Source organism: Sphingopyxis sp. LARHCG72 (assembly GCF_052871675.1).
Genome location: NZ_JBIXJU010000012.1, coordinates 13,939 through 38,023 on the forward strand (window position 1 = coordinate 13,939; position 24,085 = coordinate 38,023).

At 61.5% G+C, this 24,085-nt stretch carries 37 protein-coding genes; 3 read left to right on the forward strand and 34 right to left on the reverse strand.

Annotated elements, in window-relative coordinates; genetic code table 11:
* Window positions 1–120 precede the first annotated feature (120 nt).
* The 32 genes from ACIPPQ_RS20115 to ACIPPQ_RS20270 form a co-directional block, all read right to left on the reverse strand.
* A complete protein-coding gene (locus ACIPPQ_RS20115) occupies window positions 121–2,643 on the reverse strand; it encodes a hypothetical protein (protein ID WP_446545828.1) in 2,523 nt (840 codons plus the stop codon).
* Entirely contained in the window at window positions 2,643–3,044 is a 402-nt protein-coding gene (locus ACIPPQ_RS20120; RefSeq protein WP_446545829.1) for a D-Ala-D-Ala carboxypeptidase family metallohydrolase, read from the reverse strand. Before ACIPPQ_RS20120 ends, ACIPPQ_RS20115 begins: the two co-directional genes overlap by 1 nt.
* Window positions 2,935–3,459: a hypothetical protein gene (locus tag ACIPPQ_RS20125; RefSeq protein WP_446545949.1), complete on the reverse strand. Its 525-nt coding sequence runs from the start codon at window positions 3,457–3,459 to the stop codon at window positions 2,935–2,937. The genes ACIPPQ_RS20120 and ACIPPQ_RS20125 overlap by 110 nt, the downstream gene beginning before the upstream one ends.
* Window positions 3,460–3,545: 86 nt before the next feature.
* Complete coding sequence (locus tag ACIPPQ_RS20130; RefSeq protein ID WP_446545830.1) at window positions 3,546–4,205, reverse strand: hypothetical protein; 660 nt, start codon at window positions 4,203–4,205, stop codon at window positions 3,546–3,548.
* Entirely contained in the window at window positions 4,202–4,564 is a 363-nt protein-coding gene (locus ACIPPQ_RS20135; protein ID WP_446545831.1) for a hypothetical protein, read from the reverse strand. The genes ACIPPQ_RS20130 and ACIPPQ_RS20135 overlap by 4 nt, the downstream gene beginning before the upstream one ends.
* Window positions 4,546–4,782 (reverse strand): hypothetical protein, encoded by a 237-nt coding sequence (locus ACIPPQ_RS20140; protein WP_446545832.1) that lies wholly within the window; start codon window positions 4,780–4,782, stop codon window positions 4,546–4,548. Before ACIPPQ_RS20140 ends, ACIPPQ_RS20135 begins: the two co-directional genes overlap by 19 nt.
* The gene (locus tag ACIPPQ_RS20145; RefSeq protein WP_446545833.1) at window positions 4,779–6,182 is read right to left on the reverse strand and encodes a hypothetical protein; all 1,404 of its coding nucleotides are present in this window, start codon (window positions 6,180–6,182) and stop codon (window positions 4,779–4,781) included. Before ACIPPQ_RS20145 ends, ACIPPQ_RS20140 begins: the two co-directional genes overlap by 4 nt.
* Window positions 6,179–6,811 (reverse strand): phage adaptor protein, encoded by a 633-nt coding sequence (locus tag ACIPPQ_RS20150; RefSeq protein ID WP_446545834.1) that lies wholly within the window; start codon window positions 6,809–6,811, stop codon window positions 6,179–6,181. The genes ACIPPQ_RS20145 and ACIPPQ_RS20150 overlap by 4 nt, the downstream gene beginning before the upstream one ends.
* Before the next feature lie 7 nt (window positions 6,812–6,818).
* Window positions 6,819–7,139, reverse strand: a complete 321-nt coding sequence (locus ACIPPQ_RS20155) for a hypothetical protein (protein WP_446545835.1) — start codon at window positions 7,137–7,139, stop codon at window positions 6,819–6,821.
* On the reverse strand, window positions 7,136–7,291 hold the full coding sequence (locus ACIPPQ_RS20160; RefSeq protein ID WP_446545836.1) for a hypothetical protein: 156 nt from the start codon (window positions 7,289–7,291) through the stop codon (window positions 7,136–7,138). Before ACIPPQ_RS20160 ends, ACIPPQ_RS20155 begins: the two co-directional genes overlap by 4 nt.
* 11 nt (window positions 7,292–7,302) lie before the next feature.
* Window positions 7,303–7,479: a head fiber protein gene (locus tag ACIPPQ_RS20165; RefSeq protein ID WP_446545837.1), complete on the reverse strand. Its 177-nt coding sequence runs from the start codon at window positions 7,477–7,479 to the stop codon at window positions 7,303–7,305.
* 48 nt (window positions 7,480–7,527) lie between these two features.
* Complete coding sequence (locus ACIPPQ_RS20170) at window positions 7,528–8,499, reverse strand: DUF5309 domain-containing protein (protein ID WP_446545838.1); 972 nt, start codon at window positions 8,497–8,499, stop codon at window positions 7,528–7,530.
* A gap of 2 nt (window positions 8,500–8,501) precedes the next feature.
* Window positions 8,502–9,488, reverse strand: coding sequence for a hypothetical protein (locus ACIPPQ_RS20175; RefSeq protein WP_446545839.1), 987 nt, complete (start codon window positions 9,486–9,488; stop codon window positions 8,502–8,504).
* Window positions 9,489–9,521: 33 nt separating this feature from the next.
* Window positions 9,522–9,797, reverse strand: a complete 276-nt coding sequence (locus tag ACIPPQ_RS20180; RefSeq protein ID WP_446545840.1) for a hypothetical protein — start codon at window positions 9,795–9,797, stop codon at window positions 9,522–9,524.
* Entirely contained in the window at window positions 9,794–11,824 is a 2,031-nt protein-coding gene (locus ACIPPQ_RS20185; RefSeq protein WP_446545841.1) for a portal protein, read from the reverse strand. Before ACIPPQ_RS20185 ends, ACIPPQ_RS20180 begins: the two co-directional genes overlap by 4 nt.
* Window positions 11,821–13,137, reverse strand: coding sequence for a phage terminase large subunit (locus tag ACIPPQ_RS20190; RefSeq protein WP_446545842.1), 1,317 nt, complete (start codon window positions 13,135–13,137; stop codon window positions 11,821–11,823). Before ACIPPQ_RS20190 ends, ACIPPQ_RS20185 begins: the two co-directional genes overlap by 4 nt.
* Complete coding sequence (locus ACIPPQ_RS20195; RefSeq protein ID WP_446545843.1) at window positions 13,103–13,504, reverse strand: terminase small subunit-like protein; 402 nt, start codon at window positions 13,502–13,504, stop codon at window positions 13,103–13,105. The genes ACIPPQ_RS20190 and ACIPPQ_RS20195 overlap by 35 nt, the downstream gene beginning before the upstream one ends.
* Window positions 13,505–13,894: 390 nt before the next feature.
* Entirely contained in the window at window positions 13,895–14,398 is a 504-nt protein-coding gene (locus ACIPPQ_RS20200; protein WP_446545844.1) for a hypothetical protein, read from the reverse strand.
* A 76-nt stretch (window positions 14,399–14,474) separates the two neighbouring features.
* Window positions 14,475–14,648, reverse strand: coding sequence for a hypothetical protein (locus ACIPPQ_RS20205; protein ID WP_446545845.1), 174 nt, complete (start codon window positions 14,646–14,648; stop codon window positions 14,475–14,477).
* Window positions 14,641–15,123, reverse strand: coding sequence for a hypothetical protein (locus ACIPPQ_RS20210; RefSeq protein WP_446545846.1), 483 nt, complete (start codon window positions 15,121–15,123; stop codon window positions 14,641–14,643). Before ACIPPQ_RS20210 ends, ACIPPQ_RS20205 begins: the two co-directional genes overlap by 8 nt.
* The gene (locus ACIPPQ_RS20215; protein WP_446545847.1) at window positions 15,095–16,069 is read right to left on the reverse strand and encodes an HNH endonuclease; all 975 of its coding nucleotides are present in this window, start codon (window positions 16,067–16,069) and stop codon (window positions 15,095–15,097) included. The genes ACIPPQ_RS20210 and ACIPPQ_RS20215 overlap by 29 nt, the downstream gene beginning before the upstream one ends.
* A 17-nt stretch (window positions 16,070–16,086) precedes the next feature.
* Window positions 16,087–16,548: a hypothetical protein gene (locus tag ACIPPQ_RS20220; RefSeq protein WP_446545848.1), complete on the reverse strand. Its 462-nt coding sequence runs from the start codon at window positions 16,546–16,548 to the stop codon at window positions 16,087–16,089.
* Window positions 16,539–16,838, reverse strand: a complete 300-nt coding sequence (locus tag ACIPPQ_RS20225; protein WP_446545849.1) for a hypothetical protein — start codon at window positions 16,836–16,838, stop codon at window positions 16,539–16,541. Before ACIPPQ_RS20225 ends, ACIPPQ_RS20220 begins: the two co-directional genes overlap by 10 nt.
* Entirely contained in the window at window positions 16,835–17,017 is a 183-nt protein-coding gene (locus ACIPPQ_RS20230; RefSeq protein ID WP_446545850.1) for a hypothetical protein, read from the reverse strand. The genes ACIPPQ_RS20225 and ACIPPQ_RS20230 overlap by 4 nt, the downstream gene beginning before the upstream one ends.
* The gene (locus tag ACIPPQ_RS20235) at window positions 17,014–17,598 is read right to left on the reverse strand and encodes a hypothetical protein (RefSeq protein WP_446545851.1); all 585 of its coding nucleotides are present in this window, start codon (window positions 17,596–17,598) and stop codon (window positions 17,014–17,016) included. Before ACIPPQ_RS20235 ends, ACIPPQ_RS20230 begins: the two co-directional genes overlap by 4 nt.
* Window positions 17,595–18,146: a hypothetical protein gene (locus tag ACIPPQ_RS20240; protein ID WP_446545852.1), complete on the reverse strand. Its 552-nt coding sequence runs from the start codon at window positions 18,144–18,146 to the stop codon at window positions 17,595–17,597. Before ACIPPQ_RS20240 ends, ACIPPQ_RS20235 begins: the two co-directional genes overlap by 4 nt.
* Window positions 18,146–18,523, reverse strand: coding sequence for a hypothetical protein (locus ACIPPQ_RS20245; protein WP_446545853.1), 378 nt, complete (start codon window positions 18,521–18,523; stop codon window positions 18,146–18,148). Before ACIPPQ_RS20245 ends, ACIPPQ_RS20240 begins: the two co-directional genes overlap by 1 nt.
* A 3-nt stretch (window positions 18,524–18,526) precedes the next feature.
* Window positions 18,527–19,036: a hypothetical protein gene (locus tag ACIPPQ_RS20250; RefSeq protein WP_446545854.1), complete on the reverse strand. Its 510-nt coding sequence runs from the start codon at window positions 19,034–19,036 to the stop codon at window positions 18,527–18,529.
* On the reverse strand, window positions 19,033–19,947 hold the full coding sequence (locus ACIPPQ_RS20255; protein ID WP_446545855.1) for a DNA methyltransferase: 915 nt from the start codon (window positions 19,945–19,947) through the stop codon (window positions 19,033–19,035). Before ACIPPQ_RS20255 ends, ACIPPQ_RS20250 begins: the two co-directional genes overlap by 4 nt.
* 56 nt (window positions 19,948–20,003) lie before the next feature.
* Window positions 20,004–21,368, reverse strand: coding sequence for a helicase-related protein (locus ACIPPQ_RS20260; protein ID WP_446545856.1), 1,365 nt, complete (start codon window positions 21,366–21,368; stop codon window positions 20,004–20,006).
* The gene (locus ACIPPQ_RS20265; protein WP_446545857.1) at window positions 21,368–21,793 is read right to left on the reverse strand and encodes a hypothetical protein; all 426 of its coding nucleotides are present in this window, start codon (window positions 21,791–21,793) and stop codon (window positions 21,368–21,370) included. Before ACIPPQ_RS20265 ends, ACIPPQ_RS20260 begins: the two co-directional genes overlap by 1 nt.
* Window positions 21,786–22,052, reverse strand: coding sequence for a hypothetical protein (locus tag ACIPPQ_RS20270; protein ID WP_446545858.1), 267 nt, complete (start codon window positions 22,050–22,052; stop codon window positions 21,786–21,788). Before ACIPPQ_RS20270 ends, ACIPPQ_RS20265 begins: the two co-directional genes overlap by 8 nt.
* A 71-nt stretch (window positions 22,053–22,123) precedes the next feature.
* On the opposite strand from ACIPPQ_RS20270, the gene ACIPPQ_RS20275 reads away from it, so the two are divergent.
* Window positions 22,124–22,375: a hypothetical protein gene (locus tag ACIPPQ_RS20275; RefSeq protein ID WP_446545859.1), complete on the forward strand. Its 252-nt coding sequence runs from the start codon at window positions 22,124–22,126 to the stop codon at window positions 22,373–22,375.
* A gap of 6 nt (window positions 22,376–22,381) precedes the next feature.
* Here ACIPPQ_RS20275 and ACIPPQ_RS20280 read toward each other — a convergent pair whose 3' ends face one another.
* Window positions 22,382–22,900, reverse strand: a complete 519-nt coding sequence (locus ACIPPQ_RS20280) for a hypothetical protein (protein WP_446545860.1) — start codon at window positions 22,898–22,900, stop codon at window positions 22,382–22,384.
* Complete coding sequence (locus ACIPPQ_RS20285; protein ID WP_446545861.1) at window positions 22,897–23,130, reverse strand: hypothetical protein; 234 nt, start codon at window positions 23,128–23,130, stop codon at window positions 22,897–22,899. The genes ACIPPQ_RS20280 and ACIPPQ_RS20285 overlap by 4 nt, the downstream gene beginning before the upstream one ends.
* On the opposite strand from ACIPPQ_RS20285, the gene ACIPPQ_RS20290 reads away from it, so the two are divergent.
* Window positions 23,129–23,554 carry a hypothetical protein gene (locus ACIPPQ_RS20290; RefSeq protein ID WP_446545862.1) on the forward strand — a complete coding sequence of 142 codons (426 nt, stop codon included), beginning with the start codon at window positions 23,129–23,131 and terminating at the stop codon, window positions 23,552–23,554. The two genes, ACIPPQ_RS20285 and ACIPPQ_RS20290, sit on opposite strands and share 2 nt — an antisense overlap.
* 14 nt (window positions 23,555–23,568) lie before the next feature.
* On the forward strand, window positions 23,569–23,919 hold the full coding sequence (locus ACIPPQ_RS20295) for a hypothetical protein (protein WP_446545863.1): 351 nt from the start codon (window positions 23,569–23,571) through the stop codon (window positions 23,917–23,919).
* Window positions 23,920–24,085: the final 166 nt, after the last annotated feature.

The following is a 24,085-nucleotide window of genomic DNA, read 5'->3' on the forward strand; positions in this document are numbered from 1 at the left end:
TCCTTTTTGGATTATGGAGCGGGGATGGATCGAAGCGTGATGGTCCCGATCGCAATCGGGATAGCGGTGCTAATCAGGATATTGCTGACCGACTGGATGGCTCGTCGGAAGCGTCGGTTCCTATTGAGAAAGCTGCGGAAGCATCGCGACGCCCGTCGCCGCGCCGAAAAGGCCCGCTTTGCGACGCTGTTGAACGAGCTTAGTGCCAATAGCACGTGCGGTCGGGCCGCGCCCGGTCAGTGCCTTTTGAGCGACTTTCGCCCCGGCCTTGGACGATAGCGCCGCGAGCAAGGCCAACGGAGCGGCAATTTTGGGGTCTAGGTATTGCCCCGCCGCTACAGCGCCGCCGCCGAGCGTAGCGGGAAGCAGCAGCCCAGCCATCCCGCGATCTGCGCTTCCTGTGTTGGGAACAGTCGAAGGCAAGACCTCCTGACCTGATTTGGTCAATTGGTAGAACGGGGCATTCGTGCCGCTCTGCGCATATTTGCTAGCCCGAACCGCCGCCTGCAACTGCGCGGGGGTGAATACCTCGGGGGTTCCCGATTGCGCGCCGCCCTGTCCGCGCTCAGAAGCATTCTGGAGAAGTTTGTAATCCCGATATGATGTTCGCGCCTTGCCGAGATTCTCGATTACTTCCGGACCAGCGCCGCGAGCGATGGCGCCGTCCAGAGCCGACTGAACGCGGCCAAGCGCGTCACGGTAGTCGCCTTCGAACCCAGCTTTCTGATGCTCGGCGCGGTAGCCCTTAATTCCCCTCGTCATCTCTGCATAATCGTCACCAGAAAGAGTCCCGGACGACACGCCAGGCTGGACCTTGTTCTGGTTCACAAGCGCGAATTTCTGGGCGAAGTCAGGCGGCAGCGCCTCGCCGCGAGCCAACGCGTCGGATAGTTCGCGCTGAAACTGGTCATCGAGTTGAATATTCACACCAGCCGTGGCGTCGTCTATAGCCTGCCCAGACGCCTTCAAGCCGTCCTCGATGCCTGCAAGGCCGCTAGAGCTGGGTGAATAGCCAATCCCGGCCCCGGCGTCGTCGATCGCAGCGCGGTTGAAGGCGTTGAATGAGTCCATCCGGCGGGCGGCCAAGCTATCACCAATTAGGGGCAGGCTTTCCATCTTGCTCATCGCGCGTCCGACAATTCCACGATTGCCCAAGAGTTGGCCTGCCGTCATCGGGACGCCACGGGAAGCAAGATAGTCTACTGCCGGGTTTGAAATGCCCCGCGCAAGCCGTCCAACTCCACCGATCAGGCCAGATCCGACCTTGTTTCCTACCCCAGCCGCGAGAGCGCCGGTCAGAGCGCCAGCAGGGCCGTTGTCGAAGCCGCCGCGGGCAGCGCCATACGCAACGTCTCCCCCCAAGCCTCCGCCGCGCGTTAAGAGCGTCCCGAGACGCCCCGCCTGACCCGCCAAACCTTGAACGCCCATAAGCGCGGAAACACCGCCTGCCACTTCGCCCGCGATTGACGATCCGGGGCGCTCCAATGCCGCAGCCTGCATAACTGCGGCGCCCTGATCTCCAGCGAGATAGGCAGGCAAACCCGCTGTGGCTGCGTTCGCAGCATTCATCGCAAAATTGCCAGCCGTTGTGTCGGCAATACGCCCCATCAATGACGGGGGTGTCGGATCTTCATAGCCTCCGAGAATTTCCCAGCCCTGCCCCAGTGAGCGGACAGGTTTTTGAGGATTGGCGCGATGCTCGGCAACGCGCTGCCCAACCCATGCCGCGAGATCGGGGCCAACGCGGAGATTGCCACCGTGCTCGTTTTTCGTGGCTTCATAGGCCTTATTCAGAAAGCTGATGACCTGCGGAGCGTCAGCACCCTTGCCGATCATGTCCACGACAGCCTGATCAATCCCGCGAAGGCCAGCAACATATTTAAAGCCACCCGACGACGTGACGCCGTCAGGCGATGCTCCCATGTCGGCCTGTGCGCCGACTGCCCGCGGAAGCGCTGCGGCGCCAGTCACAGGGTTCTGAGCGGCGCTAGGAGTAATCTGTCCGGGCACAAACGCCTCGTAAGGAGTCACGTCCTCACCTGCAGAACGCAGAACTTCAATCGCGGTGTCACGAAGGTTCGTCATGCGATTGACGTTCGTCTGATCGCGCTCGGTATTCGACGGAAGCAGATCGCGATAATCGGCGGCGTCGCGATCCGACTGCGCCCCCTCACCCGGCGAGCGGCTAAGCTGCTTGGCGAAAGGGAGCATCTGCGTGCTGTAGTCGTTGAACTCCTGTACGACGCCAGAGAAGGGGTTGTATTCCCCGATTGCCCCCAAGCCGCCACCGCTGAAATTCTCCACAAACGACTTATTTTGAAGTTGGAGGCGCGACAAAAGCTGCTTAGCCGCCCGCACAGCCGCCGGCGACGGCGCATCGCCCTTCTCATCGACTTTCGGGGCAGGGTTGTCCTGAAATAACTGCCGGGGCTGACCATCGGGGCCAACCTCCCAAATCGAACCATCGTTTGACTCAAAGCGGTACGGCGCCTTTGCCTCAGGTGGGCGGGGCGTGCCAACCGTGAATGGACGCGGACCAACTTGCTGCGGGGGCTGCTGCTGTGGCGCGCGGCCTGCGAATACGGGGGCGCCATCGGCACCCACATTCCACAGGTTGCCGTCCTCGTCGATCATCTGCTGCATTATCGTTTCAATCCTGTCGTGCCGCGTGCGCCATAATAGGGAACGTTCCAGCCCTCGCCCTCGGTGTGGACATGGCCCTTGTGGATGAAGGCCTTTCGGACGCCGGGGAGCCTGCGCGCTTGTTCAAGCAGCGCGGGAAGATTCGGACCGTCATAATCAACGGCTCTGCCGGAAAGGTGCGCACTGTTCGGGACACCACCTACGATCCGGTTGCCTTCCGGGGTGCGGCGACCGCTTGTCATTGTCCCGCCGTTGAGACGGGCGGGTGGAACAAAGCCAGCGGGTGCGGGCTTAGCGAAAGTTGCCAGACGGGGTTGCCGTCTGACCTCCATTGTACGGGGTGAGCTTGCCTTTCGGACGTTGGGGTGCCGCGTTCTGGGCCGGGGCCTGCGGGGCCGCATTGATCGGTCCATTTGGTCCCATCGGCACAAGCTGATAGGTCCCGTCACCATTGTCTGCCCTGATCCAGTCGATAGGGTTCGCACGGCTTCTGACGTAATTTTGGATTGCCTCGGTCTGCTTTTCTGGCGACAGTCCGGATGCGGCGACCAAGCGCTCAAACTCGGTGGGCTGCGGTGCGGGACGATTTGCCGCCTCCCATTCCTGCCGGGCGATCCAGTCGGCGTTCTCATCTCCACGGCGTCGCTGGTACTGCTGCTCCGCATAGGCTTGCGCCTGCTGGCGATTGCGTTGGTCGATCAGGCTGGGGACATATTGAGCCTGTCCCCCGCCGATGATCGATAGGCTGTCTCCGAGCACGCCAAGCGCCTTGCCCCAGTCGAAACCCCGCTTTTGAGGTTGCGAGCTGGCCGTCATGGCGGGGGCCTGCTGTGGGACGCGCGCTGACGCCCCGAACAGGCCGCGCGGACGCTGCTGCGTCAATCCGGGTGCCAGTGCCATCGTCAGCCCCCCGTCGCGTAAGCTTGGGCCGCGTTGCCCGCGAGCTGCGCCAAAAGGCCTGCCAAGCTACCTTTCTGAGTGCTTTTGACGGTTTGGTATTGCGACAGTAGGCCGCCGATCCCCTGACCGGCCCCGACAGCAGCGCGAACCGGCGCCTGCATTGCTTCGTAAGCTGCGAACGCCGGATCAAGGATGCCATTCTCCGCGGCGATGAGACCCGGCACCTGCGACACAGCTTGGCCCATGCGATCGCGCTCTTTGCCGTAATCTTCATACCGGAGGCCTGTTTCATTCTCAGCAAGGCGCTTCGTGATGAGGCTCGCGAAATCGCTGCCGCCTGTCAGGCCGCGCGTGCCGAGAGAGGCGGCGACACCGTTGCGGGCGTTGTTATTGGTGAGGGCCACCATTTCCTCAAGATGAGGATTGCCAGCGTCCAGATATTTACCGCCGAGAACGTCAGCATTGTAGCCGCGCGCAGCCGCGATATTGGGATCACCCTGATTATAGCGCTCCATGACACTATCAAGGACGCCGCCGAACTTGGCCGCGCCAGCTTCAAGGCCGGGGCGAGCTTGATTATAGGCGCCCGTGATGTTGTTCGCAGCACCTTCGACCTGCGCCGAGTAAATCGGCTTATTGGTCTGCTTCGTTTTGCTTTTCATGTCACCGGCAACTCCAAATCATCGCCCACGCGCGTCCAGTGCGGCAAGATCCTTTGCCAGCCACGACGCCCTTCAATTTTCAACTTTTTGCACCCCACCGCCTTGGCGAAGGCGCTGATTTCTGCCTCTGCCGTACCGCACCAATCGCGGACGCCCTGGCCAACGCCGACCCAGATCAAGATCGCATCGTCAGCCGTGCGAGCGAGCAACAGGAACCCGTTCGAGACGGGCCAGCCGATTGCTTTGCCCGTAGAAACCTCTTCGATAATCTCCGCTGCCGTGTGGCCGCCCTGTTCCGCGCATTTCACTATCTCGGGCCACCACTCGGAAGCCCAAGGGGTCACCAGTGGTCGTTCCATATGCCGCCAGCGTAAGTGCGCAGCTTGCCGGACGCGCTGTCGAGATACGTCATGCCTTCAACAGGGCTGACGGGTTCTGCAATGGGCGTGAAGGTAACAGTCTCGACCGTGTAGGCCGTCATTCCGAGCAGCGTCCTGACCTTGTTCTCAAGCGCGTTTATCGCAGCAGCGACAAGGCGGGGCCAATCCGCTGTGCGGTTGTAGCTCGGGATCGTCATCGCCGCCCCCCGGCGCCCAGTTCATATTCGAAGGCCCGACAGTAGTTCCACTCTGTTCCGGCTGGGATGGTCATCGTCGTCTTGACGTATTTCCCGGTGGCGCGGCAAGGCATGATACCACTCGCGCGCAAAGGGCTTGCTGTCACAAGGTTCTCTGCATCGCCGAGCCGCTGGCGGCAATCAAGGACGCATTCGGCCGCCGTCATATCACCAACCGGGCGAAACGAGCGAATGCGCGAAACGGCGTCCTTGCTGAATTCGACGAATCCAAGCCCGATACGAGCCTTGAGGGGAACGCCTTCCATAGTTCCGATCTCGCCGTCCTGCACCATGAACAGCCGGGGTGCCCCTCCCGAGAAGCGGGGATCGTCGACGGTCAGCGCCGGGTCGGCGTCGGTGTCGGTGATCCCGGCATTGTCCGTGTCGACCGACGAGGTGAAGCCTGAGAACATACCGTCGCACGAGAACGAACCGAACGACCACTCCTGCATCGTCCAGTTATAAATCCAAATCTTGCCCATCACACCGGGCAACATCCACCAGACCAGCGTGTTGCGCGGGTCAACGGCTGAATAGATGCGGTGCCACTCGTCGCGGGGGATTTGCGACTGAAAATCCCTATCGACCTTCTCATTACCGATAGGCACCGGAATCTGCCCATCCTCGCACGCCATGAACCCGCGGTCAGACAGGAAGAAAACCGATCGCCCTGCCTGTGCGACGCTGCCCTTCGACGCGCAGCCAACATTCGGCGTAATTTCATCAAAGGCGAACGGTGCGTTTGCATCCCCGGTGCGCGACATGCGAACGAGGCGCTGGCGTTGGAGAATAACCCCGAACTCTCCGCCGGCCAGTCCCATGACCTCGCCACCAGTCAACATCGGCTGGAACCCGCTCTGATCGGTTCCCGGTGTCCATCCAGTGTGATCATTGAACGCCGACCACTTGATAAGCAGTATGTTCCCGTCGGCCTGTCCGATCACCACCTGATCGCCGACAACGGTAATGCACGTTCCGGTTGGAGCGCCAGCAAGCGCCCCCGCCGTTCCCGCGTTCAGATCAACATCCTGCGTGACACCGCCGTTGACCGTGACGACATAATCGCCGAACTGCGTATAGGCCCAGCGCTCCGGAACCGTGAGGCCCGTCAACAAGTCAACCCATCCGCCTGCCGAGTAGCGAACAAGCTCGTCGGTCGTCCCCGCCAGAAGGTAGCTAGTGCCGCCAGTCGAAATGAACGCGGCGCCGCCGTTGAAGGGGTTCGGCAGCGCATCCGATCCGGTGAGGAAGTCGCGCACAGGCCGATACCCGTCGACCGCGCGGTAGACGTTCTCTGCCACTGTGATGACGCCGCTATTGAGGGATTGATCCGGCAGATATGCCGGGAGATCGATCCTCACACGACGCCTATCATCGTGGGCTTGAGTGGGGCGCCGCTGTTGCGGTAGCGTTCGCTCTCATCGATCATCTGCCCGAGCACCGTTTCGAACATGGTGCGGTAACGGCCGATTTTGTTCGGATCCTCGATATAATCCGCAGCCTGGACGAGGGCGCCGTAGAAATATGCGTCGGGGTGCTTGTCGAGAACCCAATTCGACGGAGAAGATTCGGTCAGCGCCGGAATTTTTCTCTCATAGACCAGCGTCCCGTTATGAGTGCTGTTCGGGATGGGCGAGAACCAAAGCTGCTGCGCGATGATGGCATAGGCGTTGGGGCAGCCGGTGCACTGGTTGTTTGCCACGACGGAGGCAGCGGCGAGGCTCAGCGGCACGCCAGAGCCTACGGTTATATGCCGTACAGCCTTGAAATCGATCGGCAGCGGCGAGGTCTGCGCGCTAACCGAAAGTGCGGTCGTCACCTCACGAGCAGCGACGGGCAAGACCCGCTCCATTTCGCGCTCTGCAAGGTAGATGAAGTCCGTCAAGTCGTCATTGTCGAACGTGCGATCTAGACGCGCGGAGATCGACTCCTTGAGGCCCGCCAACGTCTGGAAACGAACGCTGTCTTCGGTCGAAATAACAATCGTCATAGCGACCTCACAGTTGGAAGTGGTTCACACGAAGGTAGCGGTATTCGGACGAGTTCAGCAGACGCTTGACGGCCTCTTTGTGGTTCGGATCCCACATATTGACGCCGTACTTGTCGATCCATTCGAATTGCACCTGAACCGGGATCGAGGCGGCGAGACGCATGTCCTTGCCCATCCCTTGGCCCTCAATGCGGGCGTTCTGATCAAGAACCGCCTTCGTCGTCGGAGCGTCGATCTCGTCGATAAGATATTCCTGCCCGTCTGCGTCCACGCCGAAATACTGGCGAACGCCATTCAACGGGTCGTAGTCGAGCAGGAACTTCTTCATTCGACGATCTTCTTGTCTTTCAGCACCTTGGCCTGCTCAGCCGTCAGCGCGATTTCGTCGCCCGCGAGACACTTCTTGCCGTCCTTGTCGAAGGCGACATTGCCCTCGGTGACGGTCAGCGTGGTGTCGGTCTTTTTGGTGTCGGTGGTCATGGTATTTATCCTCAGGTTGCGATGATGCCAGCCGTGCGAAGCTTCGCCAGCAGAGCGTTGAAGTCGGTCACCAAGGCCGCAACGTCGGCAGCGGCAGTGTTGGCCTGCACTGCTCCTTGGAGGACCGTGCCGGGGCGCGAAGTCGTCGCGCGGCCATTGCGTTGAGATACCGGAGAACCAGCAGCCATATCTCTCACTCCTGAAAAGCGGGGGAAGCCGAAGCCTCCCCCGGATCATTACGCCGCCTGAACGTCCGCGATGTTCGCGTTGCCCAGCTCGTTCGCGCATTTGAGCGTTGCCTGAACCGAAAGCATCTTCCGGTCGGCGTGCCCCGTTTTTGCCAGTTCGGCGGTGCTGAACCTCTGGAGGTAAAGCAGCTCCCACAGAGACGTGTCGATGATCGACACGTCGCGGCCTGTGGTGAAGCGCGAGGGAGTGAACGAGATGTTCCCGAAATCCGAAACATACACGTCAGCAGCGCCGATAATGGTCGCCGCCTTGCTTCCCGGCGCATCCTTACGGATGTCCGCGATACCGGCAAACGTCGAAGCAGTCTGCTTGAGAGTGCCCGACATGAGCGCCATCGTCGGCTCGCCGCCTTCGTTCCACGCATCCTGAATGGCATCCTTGATCAGCGCCTCAGTGAAGTTGCGGAGCGTGCCGTTTGTCGCCGCGGCGTTGACATAGCCCGCCGTGGTGCCTGAAAGGGTCGCCGCCGCGCCGCCAGCACCGCGCGAGCCGTTGGTGCGGATGAACGCCACCATGCCCGCCGATTCACCGGCAGTGCCGTTAGCCAGAGGAACCGCGGCAAAGTTGCCGCAGAAACGCTTCTCCATGTCGCGTTTGATTTCCTTGGACTTCTTCAGCATCTGGTAGGCCATCTTGGTCTGATTGCCCGCAGATTTGACCGCTTGCGTGGTCGACGAGATGCCGACCACCTTGTCCATGAGCTGGGTATAGTTACCCAAGCGCACAGCGTCGGTGAGGGCGTCGTTCGCAGCGTCGTCGCCGTCGATTACCTTGTTGTCGGCATCAGCGGCGGCGAGGGTGTCCGTCAGCCATTCCTCATAGGTCTGGTTGGCGTTGCCGCTGCCGATGTTCGAGATGAAGGGGGTCTGCGTCGGCGCGATATTGCTGATCGTGTCGTGCAGGCTTTCGCGCACGGCGACTTTGCCCGCGCGCTGGAAGGTATTACCCGGTACTGCCATGTCTAAAATCCTTGTGCTTCGAATGCCGCAATCGCGTCGGCATCACTGCCGGTCTTGCGGAGCCTCGTGGTTGCGTCTTTGAGGGCACGGGCTGTGCGGCTGCCTGACGGCTGGGCTGCACCCGGCTTGGCGGTCTTTCCGTTCCGCACACGCTGCATCTGCTTCGCCATGATGGCGTCGTATTTCGCAGCTTTGTCTTTCCACCCATGGGCGGCTACCAGCGCCTTGAAGTCGGTCGCGTTGCCATCCCGCAAGAGGATGTCGCGATCATATCCAAGCGCCTCTGCCACGCCGAAGGCCCGGTCGAAGAAGTCCATCCGCGTTTCCTCGTTCGCGACCTCTGGGATGGCTAGAAGTTCCCGGTCGCGCTGCTGGATAAACGCCTGATCGATTTCCTGACTGGCCTCGTCTCCGAGCGCCGATACTTGCTGCACGAGCTCGTCGTGCTGGGCTTTCAGGGCGTCGTAATGGGCTTTCTGTGCGATATATTCGCCCGGGTTCTCGCGAGCCAATGTGGGATCGGGAGGGGTCGGGGCGAGGTGGCTTGCGAACTCCGCAAGCTGCGTGGCGAATACCGCCTTCGCCTTGCTGTGCGCCTCCGCTGCGTGCGCTTCCGCGCTCCGCTGGGCATTGGCGGCTTTGGTGGTCGCATCTTGGACTTGTGAATTACGGCGAGCTTCGCTGGCGGCCCATGCGCGCTGGGCTTCCGGGGGAAGCTGCGCGAATACCGCCTTCTCGTCTGCGTTCAGGCTAACAGGCGCTTCGATGGCCGTTTCCGGTTCGTCGCCTTCCTGCTCGTCCTCGTCTGCCTCCTCACCTTCGTCCAGATCATCGGCTTCAGGTTCATCACCCTCGGCTTCTTCACCGTCTTCCGGCAATTCGTCGTCCTCATTTTCGAGGTAATCTGCAAAAGCCGCTACCGCGCCGTCGTCCCCAAGGGATTCGGACACGTCAACGGCTTCCGAACCCTCAGGGAACGGATGGGCCATGACACTACTCCATGATTTGCGCCGTAGCGCGGCTTAGAAAAACTTCCCGACCCTGTGGATGCGGGCGAGGTGCTCGTCCTGCTGGGCTGAAATATCGCCAGCGGAAATGACGGCACTGATTTGGCGGTCCAGTTCGTCGACCAGCTTGGAAGCGATCGACAGTTTAAGCAGCGCGGCGGTGTCCTTGACACCAAGGTCCGCAGCGCGCTCGAAATAGGCCCGGCGCAGATCGGTCAGCATGTCGTGAAGGCCGCCCTCCTCCTGATAGAAGGCGCGCCAGCGGTCAGAGCGGGCTTTGGGGTCCATCATTTGTCTAGATCCCCGCCGGGTCGGTTCTTACTGACTTCAACCGCCGTCTGCGCCTTGAGCGAGGCCTGTTCGCGGGCCATCGCAGCTTCAAACATCATGCGGTCGCGGGATTGCTCTTTCTCGAACTCGAATTTCTCCCGTGCGAGTTGAGCCTGAAACTCCGCCTCTTCCCGGGCGAGTTGCTGCTTTGCCGCAGCCTCATCGCGCTGGCCCTGAATGCGAATGGCGGAAAGCTGTTGCTCGCCCTCGATCTTCGCCTTCTGCGACTCCGCTTCCATCTGGGCCTTCACCATTTCGGGATCAGGCTTCGGATCTTCGGGTGGCGCGTTCTTGGGGTCGACGAAATAATCGTCCGGCTGCCCAATGCCCATGTCGCGGACAAGGCCGGCGGCGCTGTTGAACAGGCGCTGGTTATCTACAAGACCGATCTCGCGGCCTTCGCGCTGGATTCCGAGCAACTGCATCCGCTGGGCGATGCGATATTCCTTGCGGTTCGTGCCCAGCCCGGTGCGGATGATCAAGTCAGGCTCGTCGGGCCACGTCGAAGGGTCAACCTCCGCATAGCTGCCGCCAACCTTCACCGTGAACGGCTCGCCAGCGTCCTTGACCAGACGGTATTTCCGCCAGAACATGCGGCCCACGCACTCGGCGAAGTTGCGGGCGATGAACTCTTCGTATTGCTGGCCCTGAGCCTGCATCAACGCGGTTCCGGTCGCCGTCTTGTTCAGCGCGTCCGCATCAAGGCCTTGATTCATCCGGGTAATGCCGGTGCGGCTTTCCTTCTCGCCGCTCCAGAACTCGAGAACGCCAAGGGACTTGCCGATGTCGAACCCGTCGTTAAGCGCTTGGGGGGCAGCGCCCTTCCCTCGCACCGGAGCGCCCGGGATCACCGTTAGCAGATCATTGATCGTGTTTTCGGTCGTACTCTCCGTCGGCACCCAATAGCGGGGCATGTTCGATAGGTACATGCCGTTCATCAACTGGCGGGCGACGACAGAGCGGATGCGCTGGATGTCCATCGCCTTCTCTGCGAGGCTGTCGCCAACCATGCGATGCGGGCGCGGGAACGGGCAAAAGACCGTGAACGGATGATCCGTTACAATCTCGGGCTCACCAAGCAGCCTGTCGCCAACCCGAAAGCATTTCAGAAGCTCGGCAATTCCATCGCCGTCCGCGTCAATGCGGATATACTCTTCCCAAAGCTCCAGTTCTTGCATCGAGGCCTGCCGGGTGTCCGACCAGCCCCGGTCGTAATCCTCGTCACGCTCCTGCGATCGACCGTCGCTCCACAACGTGTCCTCGCCGGTGGGCAGATCATAAACAACCTCGACGTCGAAACCCATCTCCACGAGGTCGGAGCGCGTCTTGCGGCACACATGAGCGAGATAGTCCGCCTTGTCCTCATGCCGGGTTCGGGCGCTGAAACGAAATTCCTCGCTCGGCACCGTGTAATCGCAGAAATAGCGCCGCTTGGTCGCCCTCTTCACCGTGACGCGGAATGATCCATCGCCATTGTCGATGATCTCCGCATCCTCGGGAACTTCCCCCCGCTCGTCGGCCGCCGCGATCTCCTCAGCCGAAGCCTCGAATACTTGCTCGTCAACGGCATCTTCTTCGATCACCGCGGACTTCACGACCCCGATAATCTCGATCAACCCAGCCTTGAGCCAGTCGTGCAGGACGCGATAACCGTCCTGGTGCTGCATGAAAATCTGCTGGATCGTCTCGGTCGCCTGATCGACGGCTTCCTCTTCGTCTGGCGACTTGGCCTGAAACTCCACGACCCGATCACCGGCTACAAACGTCCGCAAGACGCTGATCGTCATGTAATCGACGGTTTCCTGAACGTCCTTGACGACGATCTGGGAAAGCCCCTCGACTTCATCACCGAACAGATCGCCGTCGTAATATTTCAGGCACTGCTCCTGACGCTCGGCAAGCGTGGTGTCGTGGAACGTGCAGGCGCTGTCCGCCTCGTTCTTGAGCGCGTTGACCAGTTCGTCTTCGTCTAGGGGTTCAGGCTTCATGCTACCCCTTTCATCAGGCGGCTGAGGTCGAGCGGTTTGGCGGATTGTGGTTCTTCGTAAGCAACACAGCCGGCGCCGAACGCGTCCGAGCTGTGCGATGACCAGTCATGCTCAGGGCCAAGCCCTATGCCGCGCGCGTCGTCTTTCTTTTCGTGATACCAGCCCAAGGCTTGGCGACCGCCGACTGTCCTCGTTTCGTCGAACCGCATGCGAGGGAACAGCTTGCGAGCGCGCTCTACGCGTTGGCTTGCGGCACCCTTGCCTTGGTTGGGAATGATGACGACCGTGTACCCTGCGTCCTCGAATGACTTGCGGAACGACGTGTCGATTGTCTTCTCTTGCTGGTCGCCGTCGTGCGGCAGGTAGATGATCACGCGGTCTGGCGTGTAACCTTGGGTGCGGAGCCAATCGAGATGCGCGCCGATCGGTTGGCCCTGACGCTCGTAATGGTTGGTCCAGCGGATTTCGAGGCCGACCCATTGGGCAGCCCAGAACACGAAATTATCAGCCTTTGCCCCGGTGCCGCCAAGATCTGCGAACAACCTGACAACAAGGTGCGGGTCTTCGGCAATGAAGCAGATACGGTCCTCCGCCTTCGCCTTGGCCAAGTCCGCCGCAAAATAAGCCCCCTCGGCAACGGTGACATATCCCCCGTCCCATATGTGGTCGTATTGCTCCGGCTGCATCCTGAGACAGTCGAGCCGCTCCTGTTCAAGCTCAGGGGTGAACCACGGGTTATCTTGCCAGTTCGCGTCAACGACTGCCGCCCCGGTTGGAATCTCGTCGCCCGTGAACATCACGTCCACCGCATCAGTCGGTCGGTTGCGGTTGTAGCTCCACCAAAGCTGCGACCCCGGCGCGCGCATTGTCGGGCGCAACAGGTTGATCGATTTCTTCGTTGCGGTGTGGGCCTCTTCCCACCATGCCCGCTTGAACCCTTCCAGCGATTTGATGCTGTCGGCGGTGTAGTTGTTCATCCCCTTGAAGATGACCAGCCCGTCGCCTGGGGTTGATATGCAATCCTCGTAAATCTTGAAGCCGTCAGCCTCGCCAAGCCGGAACTCGTATAGCTTTGCCTCGATCAGCCGCTTGGCCGACTGGGCTAGATCCTTTTGGACTTCGCGAAGGCAGGCCGACAACAACCCGACGCCGCCGCAATTCCCCGGCTCCGCCAAACTGTCTTCAACAAGCAGGCCGCCAAAGAAATGTGACTTCCCCGATCCTCGCCCGCCCCTTGCAACCTTGTCTCGTGCTGGCTCCAGCAGCGGCAGGAAAACCCTAGCCGTTGGAATGCTGAGGGTCGACGACCTCACGCTCTACCCTCGAAATGCCAACATGCCCGCTAAGCTCGTGGCGGCGCGTCTTGTCATCGCTAAATGCGTTCGACAGCTTGCCGACGTACCAGCGCTCCGCATCGAAGGCCAAGCGGCCTAGCGAAGCATCCTCGGCGGCCTTAGCTTCTTCCACCGCCTTTTCAGCGCGGACAAACATTCCCGCCTCGCGCGCACGCATAACTGCGGCATCGAACTTCTCATCATCATCTTGCCAACGTTGAACAGTCCGCCGATCGGGCATGTCGTCATCGCGGCAAATCTGCACGAGACTTTCGCCATCGGCCAAGCGCTCAAGCAAACTCTCTTCGATGGCCGCGCGAAGGGCTCCGTCAATATGGTCAGCCATATGGGCCAATCCTCTCTTTCTGCTCCGCAAGCGGTGGGCAGTTTCGGATCGTGGGTGTCGGCGTTGCTATCTTCGCCGCTCATATGAAGGGATCGGAACCCCCGGAGGCGCACGGCGTTTAGTCAAGAACCAGAGTAGCCGTTAAGCCCGCCGCCGACGGTCAGGCCAAGGAGAACGCGCTTCCTGTCGAATTTTTCCCGCCGCACAACAGATGCCGACCGCTTTACCAGCGTGAGCTATTACGGTGCGTCGGATGATGGCGGCGGGAGGGCGTGCAAGGGAACAACACGCCGGAACGAGAAAGGGCCGCCGAGCGATGTGCCGGCGGCCCTTGGTGACGCAAAGCGCCATGTTCAATTAATCCGTGTCTGCCTAATTTTTGAGCAGTCGTCAAGCGGCTAATTCATTCAGCACCTTGATCGCCAAGTCCAGCTTCGCCTTGCTGGTTTCGCAGTCCTGCTTGGCAATGAGCGCGTCCAGCCAGTGCGGCCCGTAGTCAGGCCAGAAGTCCAAAACCAGCTCATCGAAGGCCTTACGGTGATCGCGGCCCATCGCGTCGACGCGCTGCACGGTTTTGACCACCCATTGCTCCCTGTCGATATCGCCATCCCCATCTCCCCCGGATCGATCGCCAAGCGTGCAGCCGATTTGCCCGACGCCGAACATGGGCCAATAGGCGCGGTGAAAGCTGCGGGCGGTCTGCATGAGGCGTTGACCATTCTCCCCGAGAAGGCCCGAGCGATAGGCGCGGCCGATGGCGTCCCCGCCGTCCGTGCCGAACGCTTCCCGCTTGGCTGCCGTGCGATCGTTGCCGCGGTCCGGCATGATGATCGGGCGCAACTTGCCCTTCGCATCGCGTCGCCCCTCTTTCCGCTTACGTCCGGCCCTTGCCATTCACTCAGCCTTTCCGTTGTCGATCGTCAGCACGGTCATTGCACTCCTGTTGCGGCGGCGGGGATGTGGGGCGAGGTCATATCAGCCGCTCCGACTTGCTTGCTGGCAGCGGTTCGTGCGGGACATTGCGGCCGATGCTGATCAGCTTGAGGTTGCCGCTGTCGTCGACGATCCACTTCATCCCGGTCTTTCCTTCGGCGGCGCGGCGGGCGTTGTATTTGTTGGCGAGGGCATGGGCCTGGCTACCCATTGGCCGGCACCGGGACAGGACGGGCGCGGTAAACGCCATCGTCGTAGAGCCGCAGGAAGCCACGCTCGGCCGCGATCTGCTTCACCTGATCGGGCAGCGCATCGATTTGCCCCTGATCGAGCTCGCGGCGATCGAGGGATTCCATGATGTCGCCGAGCCGCGCCTGTCGCTCTTGCCGAACGGCGCTCGCGGCCATCACTGTGCGGTGCTTGTGGACCACGGCGTCATGATCGCGCCAGTCGGCAAGAATATCGAGGCACTGCCGCGGCGTCGGGAACCAGTCGAACCGCTTCATCGCCTCTTCGACCATGAAGGCGATCGCCGCGCGCGGATATTGGCCCATCATCCGGTGATAGATGCTCAGCCGCAGCTTTCCGGTCACCTCGTCGTCGGCGCGGCTCGGCAGGATCGAGAGCGAGCGCATCAGCTTGGCGAAATCAGCCGCGTCACAGGGAACCGGGGCCACCAAGGGCAAGTTGGCGAGATCCTCCATCACCGCCAGTTGCTGATCGTTGAGCCTCGTCGATCCAGTCGTCGCAAGCGCGTTTGAACCCATCTCGGTTATCACGCTGTCCTCCAAGGCTTTGCCGAGCGCTTCGCTGATTTCCACCGTTCCCATTCGCATTGATCGCCGCCTTCATCTCGTTCGTTTCGTAAATTCCTGCCCATCCTTCCTCGACACAGGCGAGGAAGACCCTGCCGGGTGGCCAGCCAGTCCGGGCAGCGATCTTGGCTACGTCGCGCAGCATCTTGTCGTGAGCGGTGACCGTGTTCGGTTGACGCTTTTCTTTGCGGTTTTTCAGGAAGTCGGCCCAAGGTTGAGGGCGTGAGAAGTAGGGCTTCGGGAACGGGTTTTTCTCCCGCCAAGCCAGCCAATCGGTCACATGGCCATCGGCCGCCTCGCGCACGCGCGGAGTATTATTCTCGGGGGTAGGTGTGGGGGGGTTAGAATTATTATCATTGGGGGGGAGAGGAAGGGGGCCGGTGTCCGCAATTGTCCGCGGATTTCCGCCCGTTCCTTCCGATTTCCCCGCCAATTCCGCATTTGTCTGCAATTTTCCGCGATTGTCCGCCTTTCTTATGCGGTCGCGCTTCCGCGCATTGCACGGACGGCAAAGGGTTTGCAGGTTCTCGATGTCGGTCGGGTGGCCGCCCTTGTTCAGCGGAATGATGTGGTCGATCTCAAGGCGATCGTCGCTTCGACATTCGCAGCATTGGTATCCGTCTCGGCGAAAAACTTCCTGCCGCACGTCGTCGGGGACTTGCCCGCCTCCCCGCTGGCGATACCGGGCCTGCCGCTCCGCGGCCTTTGACCGCTCGGGAACCATCTCGGCGAGGGCGGCGTGCATCGACTCTTCCATCTCCGCCACAGCGGCGATGATCGCTTCCGGGGGCATCCCAGCAGCAAGGAAATGCTTCAAGGCTGTCGCAATTACGGTCACAGCGCGAACGCCCTCCGGCGCCGCTCGCGGTCGATCGCCATCTGCTCTCGCGCAATGCGGAGACGCTCCGGGCGAAGCAGTTTCTTGCGCTTCAGCGACTTGTAGAGGTCGAGATACTGCGGTGGCAGATCAGGCAGCGCCGCGCGGCTAAGGCCGGAACGCCGCCGCGCTTCCTTCTGCGGCGTCCATTTCTCTGCCGATATCTCCCATATCCGGTTCGCCTTGGCGTTCACGCTCGCTTGCGCGCGCTTTTCCGGGAGCCGGTTGATGCGCGTCATATGCTCGCGCTTCTCGGCGAGGAAATCAGGGTTTTCGCGATAATGCTTGCGCATCGACTTCGACCGCTTGGCCGCGACGTCCGGCGATTTATGGGTGCGGAAGTGGTCTCGGCACAGGCCGGACGTGTTCTGCGAATGCAGCTTCTTCGAACAGACCGTGCAGCCTGAGGTCATCGCCATCCGTAATACTCCCTTGTCATGTCGGGCACGGTGAGCCGGTTGAGCTTGGCGATGCGCGCGAGATAGCGGTCGATCCGCTCAGCGAGGAAGTCGCGGGCGGCGTGAACCTGGGTCTCTTCTGCGGTGAGATTGTAGACGCGACTGCTCACCGCCGCGGGCGTGCGGCGCAGGCGCTCGCCGATGACCTCGACCGTGAGTCCGGCCTGTTTCAGCTTCATCAGCGTGGCGTCGTGCTCGCGGGTCCATGGCCGTTCGCGCGGGCCGCCTTTGGTGGAGATGGGAAGCGTCATACCCGCGCCTCCTTCATCCACGACAGCACCTGATCGGGCGTGGCGCTCACCTGAGGAGCAACCGCCGCGGCAATGCGCTGGTCGGTCATCGGGTGTGATTTTGCGGCTTCACGGGCGCGGGCGACGTGCTTCAGGGCAAGGTCGCGTTGGAAGCGCTTTTGGTCGGGCGATAGGCTCATAGCGAATAGACCGAGCGTTCCCGGCCCTCCTCGTCGTGATAGGTGGCTTTGGAGAGACTGCCGCCCATGTCGTTGGCGGCCCGGATCGCCGCGCACCGCAGTTCGTTCCGCACGCGATATTTAGCGATCATCTCGGCATATTCGGATGCGAGGTCAGCACCGCCGAACAGGTCGAGCGGGACGAGGTTGATAGCCCATTGCGCCCATGTCGCCGGATATGCCTCTGCGCCTGTCCGTCCGGTCGCGGCATCACGCGCCAATCCATCGAGCAGTTGCCGGGCTTCGCTGACCAGCGCGTCATCTCGGGTCGGATAAGCTTCGCGACCGAAGGGGCCTCCGCCGCCGCCGTTCGGATATCCGTAATCACGGCGGACGTGCCAGCCATCGTCCATCAAGAGTAGCCCGATGCTGTAATATGGCTTCCGGTGCGCGGGATCGCCGATCATGACGGTTTTAGGCTCGCCCGCCGCGGCGACGCGCGCACTGAACGCATTCCATTCAGCGACCCGCTGTTCGGCTTCGGCACGGCGACGCGCGCGATATTGCTCGTCGGTTTCGGGGGTGATCATGGCTTCGGTCACGCCACACCCCCCAGCGCTGGCCGCAGCACTTCGTTGGCCCGCCAAGGCGGAACGATACCCTCGCGCTCACACGCATAATCAAGAATGCCGAAGCTCTCGGCTTCGTCGTCGTTCGTGGGATTAACCCCGAGCTGGCGGGCGCGCTCGATCGCCAATGCCTTCAGCGTCGGCCGCTTGGTGCCGCGCTTCATTGGCCCGAGGAAATAGCGCCGCCAGACCGTTTGATTGGTCGGGTGGAATCGGATGCCCTTGGCCTCGCAATAGCTCCACGCATGGGCGTAAAGGCCATAGGCGAGCGTGACCGTCTCGGACGTCGTATGGCCTTGGATAGCCGCTGGCTGCAGCGGCTCCTCGCAATAGATCACGTCCGCCCCGCCGATGACCATGTTGAGATCGTTGATGACGCCGTGCAGCCGAGCGCACGCCATGCCGGGGCTGGTCATCGTGCTGCCGAGCTGTTTGGACAGGACGACCGGCTGGGTGGTTTTGCCATCCCAGCCGGCCAGCCCCGCCGATCGCTTCGACAGGTCGAGGCAGATCAGCTTCATCAGTTTACGGTCGCCAGTTCGGGGCGGGTCTTGTCGACTACGGGAATGACCGGCTTCACTTCGCCGCCTTCCGCCTGGTCGACGAGGTCACGCGAGATGCCGATGCCGGACGTTTCGAGCAGGCCGCTCAGCGTCCGGAAGAAGTCGTCGCGCAGTTCCGGGTCCATGCGGAGCAGGGAGTGGAAAAGCTTCGCCGCCTTCTTGTTGCAATGGCAGTCGTCTTCGATGACCTTCCAGCCCGCGGCCTGATCGCCGCGAACCTTGGCCGACCGTTCGAGCAGGGGATTAAGGTCGTTGGTGATGACCTTGATCGCGCGTTCGAAGTCGGGCTTTACGATTTCCCCGCCATTCTGCGGGCCGTCGTCTTTCTTCGCCATGTCTCAGGCTCCTTTCATCGCTTTGGGGGTTTCAGCGGGGGATGGTTGACCGCGCCGGGTGAGAGGGGCCGACGTCCTGACGGCCAGAGCGGGGGCTTGCGCGCCCGACCGAACCCTTTGACCGGGCCGCTGAGCCCCGGCAGGATGAGACAAAGGCGCAGGAGGGGGTTGGTCCTCCCGCGCAGGGGATGACGCCGGGCAAACTCCCCGCCCGGCGCGGTCCAGTGGCTTGTTGCGCGCCGCGACACAGCGCCGCAGCTTTTCGGTTCGCTCGGCAATCAGCGCGCGCTCGGCCTTATGCGACTGGCGCCCCGCTTCACGGCGTTGTTCGGCAATCAGGTCGAGCTCGGCCTGTGCGATCAGCATCTTGCCGCTGTCCCGTTCCCACCATTCGCGGAACAGGTTCGCCGATGCTCTCGCCCCGTTCAGGCGGGACCGGAAATAGAGGGCTGTCAGTGCGGCCGCAGTGGCGGACGATGCAGCGCACGCCAGCATGATCGAGACCGTCGTCATGCGGGTATCTGGTCAAGGGCGAGTTCGCCGTTCTGCCGGTCGAACCTGTGGCCGTCGACGGCCGCTTGGACGTTCTTCACGGCTTGCCGGAAATAGCTTTCCTTCAGTTCCGCGCCGATGCCGCGACGGCCGAGCAGGATCGGGCTGTAAACCTCGCTGCCCACGCCCATGAACGGCGTGAAAACCGTCTCGCCGGGGTTGCTGCGAAGCACGACGCAGCGATCGATGACGTCGAGTTGCAAGGGGTGGACGTGCTTTTCGTCGTCTTCTTCGCGGCACGACTGGAACGGGAGCACGCGCTGGAACCGGATATCGTCCCACATGCAGTCAGCGTATTGCCGCCAAATCCAGTGCGAATAGCGGTTCTCAGTCTGCTTGCCGGTCCATCCGCGAAAGCCGAGCACGTCGGACGGAATTTTACGCTCACCGGAATATTCGAGCAGGCCGACCGGATGCTTGACCGGAATCGGGTTCTCGCCATTGCGGCGGAAGAGAAGAAGATAGTCGCCCGAGGCAATGCCGCAATCGAGGCTGTCGGCAACAAGCGAGGCGTGAGCGAGGTTCTTCTGCATCGTGCGCAGTCGGACCTCGAGAGGCTCTTTCCAGATCATGTGGCGTCCAGCGTATTCCCACCCTTCGCGCTGATGCAGACGGATGATGTCGCCGGGGAAATCGCGGTAGCAGTCGGTCCCGCTATTGGACTTTGGAACGTCCATCGCATGAACGCAGGTCATTCGGCCCGGCATTGTGATGCGCGACAGTTCGCGGACGACATAGGCGTAATGGTCGAAAAACTGGTCGTAATCGTCGCAGTTCGACAGATCCCGCTCATCGCTCGAATAATGGTAGAGCCCGCCGAACGGTGGCGAATAGACCGACAGGTGAATTGACGCGTCCGGCATGCCCTGCATGACCTCGACGCAGTCGCCGTTATAGATGGCGTGGTTCGCGCCAATATCCTGATGCCTTACAGCCATGCTGGCAGCTCCATTTTTGCAGGGAAGGATTTGCTGCGCTCAATCGAGAGCGCGTCGTTCATCTCGGCCACGAGGTTCGCGAACATCTCTTCGGCCTGCGCGGCTTTGCGCTGAAGATTAGACAGGACGCCGACCTCGCCTTCAGAGGCGATAACATCGACTTCGACCTGCCGCTTTTGTCCGAAGCGCCAGCAGCGCCGGATCGACTGGTAATATTGTTCGAAGCTGTGCGACGGAAAATAGACCACCCGGTTGCAGTGCTGATAGTTCAAGCCCCAGGCACCGATCTTCGGCTTGGTGATGATGACCCGGTACTTACCCTTGCCAAAGCCGAGCAGCCGGTCCTCTTTCTTATCGTCGCTGTCGGACCCCGACACCTGCACAGCGTCAGGGATGAGGCTTTCGAGCAAGTCGCCTTCGTCGTTCAGATGGCACCACAGCATCACCGGTTCGGTTGTGCCGTTCGCGATGTAGGCAGCGCGTTCGCACCGCTCGGCAATCGTGCGGCGGCGCTCTTCGCGCTGCTCCGCCAAACCTTGCGCCGGCAGCGCGAACAGCGCGCCATCGGGCAGCGTGCGGGCATCAACGATATGCTCGCGCTCGAGCAGCGGCGGCAGTTCGAACAAGTCGTCAGCGAACCCAAGGTCGGAAGGCTTGCGGCAAGCGCGCGCCCACGAGCAGACCCATCGCCAAAACGGCTGCTCGGCGTGGCCCTTCAGACGCCATTTGATGACCTCGCCGCGCATCCGGCCCGAGGCGCTGTTGTTCAGGTCGTTTTTGAAGAACCGGTTGAGCATGTCCATGTAACCGAGATGGCCGAGGGCCTCGGAGGACGTGCCGAGTTCGATGAAGTCGTTCGGTGCCGCAGTGGCGGTCGCGAGAAGGCGGTATGGCCGCTTGCGCATGAAGGCGGTGATTTCGGTCTTACGCGCGCCCGCGAAGTTCTTGAGGATAGAGCTTTCATCGCAGACGACGCCCGCGAAGTCGGACGGGTTGAACAGGTGCAGACGCTCATAGTTTGTGATCGTGATGCGGTGCGCGGTCCCGTCGATCGACCGCTTCGCGCCGATCCCGAACTTTTCGGCTTCCTCCACCATCTGTTGTGCAACTGCGAGGCAGGTTAGGATCAGCACATTGCCGCCAGTTTCGAGGCAGATATTCTCGGCCCACGCCAATTCCATGAGCGTTTTGCCGAGTCCGCAGTCCGCAAAGATGGCAGAGCGGCCGCGCTGCACCGAATGTTCGATGAGCGATTTCTGAAAGTCGAAAGCGTCATCAGGCATGAAGCGCGGCGCAAAACCGAACTCCCCGCCCAATTGCGTCTTCGCGTCGAGGAACTGGGTGTAGGCGTTCATCAGTCCGCCACCCCTGCCCGCGCGCGCAGCTTCCCGGCGATCTCCGCGAGTCGCGCGCTTTCGGTATGACCAAGGTGAATTCCGGCCTCGCTGTGTGGGCGGCGGGCGTCGGTATACATCTGGTCGAGTTCGGCCGCGATCTCGCAAAGCTCCTCGATGTCGATCTCGCCGCGTGAGGTGACCGAGCAGCCGAAAGGCAGAGAGACGAGCGAGAGCAGTTCATCGGGAACCCCGGCCTGCTTCAGGGCGAACAGCGCCCATGCGGGCATCGCGACACCGCGGCGCCAGCTTTTGAGCGTGCTCGTACTCAGCTTCGTGCGCTGGGCGATCAGGGCGATCGTCAGGCCGTACCGGCTTTCGGCGAGACGGAAGAGTTCGGCCTGCTGGTCGACACAATCCTGACCGATGGTCTGTGCGTCAGACATTATCTTGACCGCCCTTCAGGGTAATAGGCTCGGAATGAAACGGGGAAATCTTCACTCGGGCGCGGCCGTTCGCGATCAGGCGATGGAAGTGCAGCGGCTGCACGACGTAGCCGCCCGCCCCGATGTCGATCAGTTGGACAGGCGCGTTCAGCGCCCGCGCGCAAGCCTGTGCGAGTGTGTCCCGGCTGACCGTGAGGGGGGGGGTGTGGTCAGCCGGGACGTTCGCCGGGGGGCGTGGCGAATGGGTAGGCGGGTTCATGAAAAGCTCCCGGCATATTCAGCGTCCGTGTGGCCGCAGAGAGCGAGGCCACAGACCGAACAGGAGGAAAGATGGATATCGGAGCGCAGCAAATGGGGCTGGCGCTGGTCACCGGGCTGCGCGACGCGGGCGTCATCAGCTCGCGCCAGATGGAGCGCGTTGGCCGGTCGATGGTCGAGTTCTTCAAGGACCCGTCCAACCTGCTGGACCCGGCCGATCTTGAGGACCTGCGCGGACTGGCCGGCGACATCGTGCTCGAAAGCGGTGCGCCGATCAGGCGATGCGACGGGTTCGATGCGATCGTGGAGGTGTGGCCGGGGTGACATGGGTCAGGCGGCTTTCCGTTCGACGGTCGGCCACGACAGCGACGGCGCATCTTCGACGCGTGTGAAGCCCGCCCAGTCGACCGCGATCATCCGATCATGCGCGGCGACGGCTGTCAGCACCTCCTTCGACCAGATGTAATTGAGCGCGCGGGGGCAAACCGGATGCGCGGTTTTGGGGATAATGCGATGAACGCGAGCCTCTACATCGGTGGCGTCGAAATGGGCCTGATGATCGTCAGCAGGGACGAACCACTCGCCATCGTCATGATACTGCGCGAGCAGGCGATAAAGTTCGGGGGTCGGGTAACGCCACTCGCCCTTGATCGCCCGCGCCGCGGTGGCCGCGAGCATATCCGCTTCGCGCTGGTAACCGTCAAAGGTGATGCCGACGATCCGCGCGTCGACCGGGGTCGCGAGATCGAATGCCTTGAACCGCGAGCGCGGCCTTGCGGTGCGGCCGATCTTTACCGGGCCTCCGGGCAAGTCGAGTTGCACGATGTAGGCGAACGCGAACCGCGTCATGCCGCGGCACCTTGGGCGGGCGCCTGCTGGCGTGCGCGTGCCACGACATGCGAAAGGTCCGACGCGCTAACCTCGCCATTCGTCGCGTCCTCGACCTTGAGCGCCAGCTCGGGCGGCCAGTCCGTCGAATCTCGAAGCTGAGAGAGCCGCCCCTTGGACACCCCCATGTCAGCGGCGAGAGTCGTGAGCGATAATGCGCCGTCGCGCTTGAGGTATGTATCGAGCGTCATGACAGAACGTTTAGACAGTCTAAACGTCGATCGCAACAATTTTTGTTTAGGTGAGCGAAACGACTTCGCGCGTGCGTGCGCGTATCCTCACGCCATGGTTGCTCCCGCCCACGACTGGTATCTCAAAGAGTGGCTCTCGACGCTCCGCAGGAAGCAGGCTGACATTGTCCGCGATCTGGATTGGAACAAGGCGCGCGTCAGCCTCATGCTTCGGGGTGAGCAGCCGTATACCAGGGACGCTGTAAACGAGCTGGCCGACTATCTGAATTTAAGACCTTACGAACTGCTGATGCATCCCGATGATGCGATGGCGCTTAGGAGGTTGCGAGAGGACGCGCTGCGGATCGCCGCGGAAGGTCCGCGTACTAGCCAGCCGGAAGCCGAAGTGACCCATCGCGGAAAGACTGGCACTGGGGGGAAATAAGCTTGGGAGGTTATATGCTGCCGGAAGAGCAGTTAGAAGCTCGTCTTTCTGATCTGGAAGAGCGGCTAAGCGAATACCATGAACATCTTGAACGGTCACTTGAGCGCGATCGGCGCTTCCAACTCGACGCCACTTGGGGAATCGTTTCCTCATTCGTCAGTCTCTGCACAGTGGCCGGGGCAATTTGGCTTCTGAACAAGACTGGGCTCGACGGATGGGAGTGGAGAATTTCCGCCACCGTCGTCGGTCTGATCGCTTTCATCGCCCCTGCGTTCTGGATTTACAAACAACGCGAACAGGATGAACGCCGCCTTTCCATCCTTCCGCAATGGGACGATTTGCAAAGGCATGTTCGAGGAAAATAGGACCACGAATCAGAGGGAACGACCGTTTCGTTCACCTCATCGAAACCCCTCGCCATATCGGGGTACGGGATAAAGTTTCGCTCATCTAAACTTTTTTCTTGATCAATCCGTTTAGCGTGTCTAAACATTCTCCATCAGCCGCACCCCGCGGCGAGATGGAGAACCC

Coding starts and splice junctions, on each gene's coding strand:
- ACIPPQ_RS20115 (WP_446545828.1), bottom strand. CDS start 2,643: ATGCAGCAGATGATCGACGAGGACGGCAACCTGTGGAATGTGGGTGCC.
- ACIPPQ_RS20120 (WP_446545829.1), bottom strand. CDS start 3,044: ATGCGGCCCCGCAGGCCCCGGCCCAGAACGCGGCACCCCAACGTCCGA.
- ACIPPQ_RS20125 (WP_446545949.1), bottom strand. CDS start 3,459: ATGACGGCCAGCTCGCAACCTCAAAAGCGGGGTTTCGACTGGGGCAAG.
- ACIPPQ_RS20130 (WP_446545830.1), bottom strand. CDS start 4,205: ATGAAAAGCAAAACGAAGCAGACCAATAAGCCGATTTACTCGGCGCAG.
- ACIPPQ_RS20135 (WP_446545831.1), bottom strand. CDS start 4,564: ATGGAACGACCACTGGTGACCCCTTGGGCTTCCGAGTGGTGGCCCGAG.
- ACIPPQ_RS20140 (WP_446545832.1), bottom strand. CDS start 4,782: ATGACGATCCCGAGCTACAACCGCACAGCGGATTGGCCCCGCCTTGTC.
- ACIPPQ_RS20150 (WP_446545834.1), bottom strand. CDS start 6,811: ATGACGATTGTTATTTCGACCGAAGACAGCGTTCGTTTCCAGACGTTG.
- ACIPPQ_RS20155 (WP_446545835.1), bottom strand. CDS start 7,139: ATGAAGAAGTTCCTGCTCGACTACGACCCGTTGAATGGCGTTCGCCAG.
- ACIPPQ_RS20160 (WP_446545836.1), bottom strand. CDS start 7,291: ATGACCACCGACACCAAAAAGACCGACACCACGCTGACCGTCACCGAG.
- ACIPPQ_RS20165 (WP_446545837.1), bottom strand. CDS start 7,479: ATGGCTGCTGGTTCTCCGGTATCTCAACGCAATGGCCGCGCGACGACT.
- ACIPPQ_RS20170 (WP_446545838.1), bottom strand. CDS start 8,499: ATGGCAGTACCGGGTAATACCTTCCAGCGCGCGGGCAAAGTCGCCGTG.
- ACIPPQ_RS20175 (WP_446545839.1), bottom strand. CDS start 9,488: ATGGCCCATCCGTTCCCTGAGGGTTCGGAAGCCGTTGACGTGTCCGAA.
- ACIPPQ_RS20180 (WP_446545840.1), bottom strand. CDS start 9,797: ATGATGGACCCCAAAGCCCGCTCTGACCGCTGGCGCGCCTTCTATCAG.
- ACIPPQ_RS20185 (WP_446545841.1), bottom strand. CDS start 11,824: ATGAAGCCTGAACCCCTAGACGAAGACGAACTGGTCAACGCGCTCAAG.
- ACIPPQ_RS20195 (WP_446545843.1), bottom strand. CDS start 13,504: ATGGCTGACCATATTGACGGAGCCCTTCGCGCGGCCATCGAAGAGAGT.
- ACIPPQ_RS20200 (WP_446545844.1), bottom strand. CDS start 14,398: ATGGCAAGGGCCGGACGTAAGCGGAAAGAGGGGCGACGCGATGCGAAG.
- ACIPPQ_RS20205 (WP_446545845.1), bottom strand. CDS start 14,648: ATGGGTAGCCAGGCCCATGCCCTCGCCAACAAATACAACGCCCGCCGC.
- ACIPPQ_RS20220 (WP_446545848.1), bottom strand. CDS start 16,548: ATGGCGATGACCTCAGGCTGCACGGTCTGTTCGAAGAAGCTGCATTCG.
- ACIPPQ_RS20225 (WP_446545849.1), bottom strand. CDS start 16,838: ATGACGCTTCCCATCTCCACCAAAGGCGGCCCGCGCGAACGGCCATGG.
- ACIPPQ_RS20230 (WP_446545850.1), bottom strand. CDS start 17,017: ATGAGCCTATCGCCCGACCAAAAGCGCTTCCAACGCGACCTTGCCCTG.
- ACIPPQ_RS20240 (WP_446545852.1), bottom strand. CDS start 18,146: ATGAAGCTGATCTGCCTCGACCTGTCGAAGCGATCGGCGGGGCTGGCC.
- ACIPPQ_RS20245 (WP_446545853.1), bottom strand. CDS start 18,523: ATGGCGAAGAAAGACGACGGCCCGCAGAATGGCGGGGAAATCGTAAAG.
- ACIPPQ_RS20250 (WP_446545854.1), bottom strand. CDS start 19,036: ATGACGACGGTCTCGATCATGCTGGCGTGCGCTGCATCGTCCGCCACT.
- ACIPPQ_RS20255 (WP_446545855.1), bottom strand. CDS start 19,947: ATGCAGGGCATGCCGGACGCGTCAATTCACCTGTCGGTCTATTCGCCA.
- ACIPPQ_RS20260 (WP_446545856.1), bottom strand. CDS start 21,368: ATGAACGCCTACACCCAGTTCCTCGACGCGAAGACGCAATTGGGCGGG.
- ACIPPQ_RS20265 (WP_446545857.1), bottom strand. CDS start 21,793: ATGTCTGACGCACAGACCATCGGTCAGGATTGTGTCGACCAGCAGGCC.
- ACIPPQ_RS20270 (WP_446545858.1), bottom strand. CDS start 22,052: ATGAACCCGCCTACCCATTCGCCACGCCCCCCGGCGAACGTCCCGGCT.
- ACIPPQ_RS20275 (WP_446545859.1), top strand. CDS start 22,124: ATGGATATCGGAGCGCAGCAAATGGGGCTGGCGCTGGTCACCGGGCTG.
- ACIPPQ_RS20280 (WP_446545860.1), bottom strand. CDS start 22,900: ATGACGCGGTTCGCGTTCGCCTACATCGTGCAACTCGACTTGCCCGGA.
- ACIPPQ_RS20290 (WP_446545862.1), top strand. CDS start 23,129: ATGACAGAACGTTTAGACAGTCTAAACGTCGATCGCAACAATTTTTGT.
- ACIPPQ_RS20285 (WP_446545861.1), bottom strand. CDS start 23,130: ATGACGCTCGATACATACCTCAAGCGCGACGGCGCATTATCGCTCACG.
- ACIPPQ_RS20295 (WP_446545863.1), top strand. CDS start 23,569: ATGCTGCCGGAAGAGCAGTTAGAAGCTCGTCTTTCTGATCTGGAAGAG.